1 protein-coding gene and 1 pseudogene are annotated in these 2,875 nt (G+C 38.8%); both read left to right on the top strand.

The window, feature by feature from the left end; all coding sequences use genetic code 11:
- The first annotated feature begins 103 nt into the window (after positions 1-103).
- Positions 104-1,426 carry a NosD domain-containing protein gene (locus tag BN338_RS13225; protein ID WP_051018513.1) on the top strand — a complete coding sequence of 441 codons (1,323 nt, stop codon included), beginning with the start codon at positions 104-106 and terminating at the stop codon, positions 1,424-1,426.
- 101 nt (positions 1,427-1,527) lie between these two features.
- Positions 1,528-2,875 (top strand): annotated as a pseudogene (locus tag BN338_RS13220) (autotransporter outer membrane beta-barrel domain-containing protein); the annotation flags it as partial.

Raw genomic sequence — 2,875 nt, 5'->3', positions numbered from 1 at the left:
CCATGCTGAATCTCTTGAGGTTTCTGGATAGAAAAAAGAGGTTAAAGATGCCACTTATGAGACTCTTCATGTCCTAAAGGAAGGTCAAATTACCGGAACTGATTTGAAAGTAACTGGAAATAAAGACACAAATTCAAGCTCAAACACAAATGTCTACGTTATAAGCGCTGAAGGCAAAGGCAGTATCATTAAATTAACGGGAGATAAAACGATCATTAAAGGAACGGATTCTAACATCCGCTTGGGTCTTGAAGCGAAAGATGATGCCGTACTTCAAATGACTGGGGGAACGATTACAGTTTCCAAAACTGGCGTTCATTTCTTCAACAGTCATAGCACTGAGAACAAACTGGAAAATGTAACAGTGACGCAAGCAACCAATGCTGTATTTGCCGATAATAACTCTACAATAATGATCACTGGAGGATCATTTAATGCAAAAGAAGCGACAATATATGCACAAAAAAGCAGCACCATTACTTTAAACAATGCACAAATTACATCTGGTAATGCTGGACTTTATGCAAAAGACTCAAAATCCACAATCACAATGACTGGTGGAAATATCACGGGGCAATTTGCAGCATTGTCTGCTGAGAATGGCGGACATATTATAGTCACAAATGTTACTTTAACAGCAGAGGGGGACAGAATAGATACAAAACCTGATGGCCCTAACACTCATATTACAATTACGAATCGATTTGGTTCACTTTCTCAAGGCTCTAACAGTGTGATTGAATTACTTGGAGATACAAAAATCAACGATAGCAAAATTGGGCTTGGAGCAAAAAACGATGGTGTAATCAGCATGACGGGAGGAAGTATTAAAGCTACCATCGCTGGTGTTAAATTCGAAAACAGCAAGAAAAAAGAAAATAAACTGGAAAATGTGACCATCTCAAATAATAAAGAAAATGCGCTGCTCTTGAATGGAATAGCAGCAGATAAAAGCACCGTCGCTTTAACAAATGTAACCGTAAAACAAGCAGAAAATGCCATCTTTGCCAATAATGAGTCTACAATAACGGTCTCTGGAGGATCATTTGATGCAAAAGGTGCAACAATATTTTCTGAAAACAACAGTATCGTTACCTTAACCAACATTGATCAAATTACATCATCTGAATACACCGGACTTTACGCAAAAAATGGTGGTGCAATCAGCATGACGGGGGGAAACATTAAAGCTCTCTACAGTGGTGCTGCCTTCGAGAACAGTAACGACGAAAAAAACAAACTAGAAAATGTGATAATATCGAGCATTAAAGACGATACACGACTAAACGTAGGCGTATCTGCAAATAAAAGTACCGTTGCTTTAATAAATGTAACCGTAAAACAAGCAGAAAATGCCATCTCTGCCAATAATGAGTCTACAATAACGGTCTCTGGAGGATCATTTGCTGCAAAAGGTCAACAATAGCTTCTCAAGGCAACAACAGTATCATTACCTTAACCAACATTGATCAAATTACATCATCTGAGAACGATGGACTTTACGCAAAAGATGGTGGTGCAATCAGCATGACGGGGGGAAACATTAAAGCTCTCTACAGTGGTGCTGCCTTCGAGAACAGTAAGAGAGAAGAAAACAAACTAGAAAATGTGATAATATCGAGTGTTAAAGACGAGACACTCCTAAACATAGGAGTATCTGCAAAGAAAAGTACCGTTGCTTTAACAAATGTAAAGGTCACTCAAGCAACGAATGCTATAGCTGCAAATGATCACTCAACAATAACAGTCTCTGGAGGATCATTTGAAAGCGAAAGCGATGGAGTATATGCAAAACAGGGAAGTTCCATTACTTTAAACAATGCTACGGTCATATCATCTCATGGAGAGGGTATCTATGAAAGCGATTCAGATTCAAAAATTGTAATGATAGGAGGAAGTGCAACTACAAAAAGTGGCAATGTTGCATTGCTTACAGAACACGAGGGACAAATCGATGCCACAGATGTTACGCTCACAACCAATGGCACAGGGACTGGTGCACTTGCGTATGGTGAGAAGAGCAAAATTGAATTGCATGGCAATACAACGATTAACAATACTTTTGACGGTCTTCGAGCAAGCCTTGGCGGCAAAATCACCAGCGAAAATTTAACAATTACTGGTGGGAAAAGAATCAATTCAGGACTCGACACAGAGCGCTCTGGTCTAACGACAGAAGGCGCTGAGAGTGAAATTAACTTAACAGGCAAAACAATCATTCAAAATGTTGATGAAGGTCTTTCTGCAGACGGTGGAAGCAAAATCACCAGTGGAGATCTAACAATAATCGGTGGTGAGAGTGAAAACGTGACCATTGCTGTAGGCTCCTACGAGCCTAAAAGCACAATTGAATTAAATGGTAACACAATCATTAAAAATTTTGATCTTGCTCTTGGTGTAGCCAATGATTCCTTAATTAAAATGAAGAATGGTACTAAAAATCAAATAGAAGCAAAAAAAGTTGCACTATCCGCAATAGCCGGGGGAAAGATTGTCCTAGAAAATACTGCGGCAAAAGCAGGAAACATAGGTGTGCAACTGATGGCTTTATCGAAAACCAATACAGATGAATTAGATGACCTACAAACATATGGAAATAATGAAATCAATCTGACCAATACAGAGCTTCATGTTGACAATGGTACTGGAATTCTCGTTGGAGCTGTTGTTGAAAAAAGCATTGAAAATAGCCCTGCCCTATCAATCGGTACGCTCAATCTTAAAGATTCAAAAATCCATGCCGATGTGTTAAAAATCCATGCCGATGTGTTATTAGATGATGGTATTTTTTGGAACAAAATTTCTTGGAAAGATGAAAAATTGTGGAATGGTAAAGAAGCTAAGGAGATAACCAACGGTAGCTTCACCTTAAATG

The organism is Bartonella queenslandensis AUST/NH15 (assembly GCF_000312585.1).
GTDB classification, from domain to species: domain Bacteria; phylum Pseudomonadota; class Alphaproteobacteria; order Rhizobiales; family Rhizobiaceae; genus Bartonella; species Bartonella queenslandensis_A.
The sequence above is the reverse complement of the archived record's forward strand: the minus strand, read 5'-3'. Positions and strand labels throughout refer to the sequence as shown.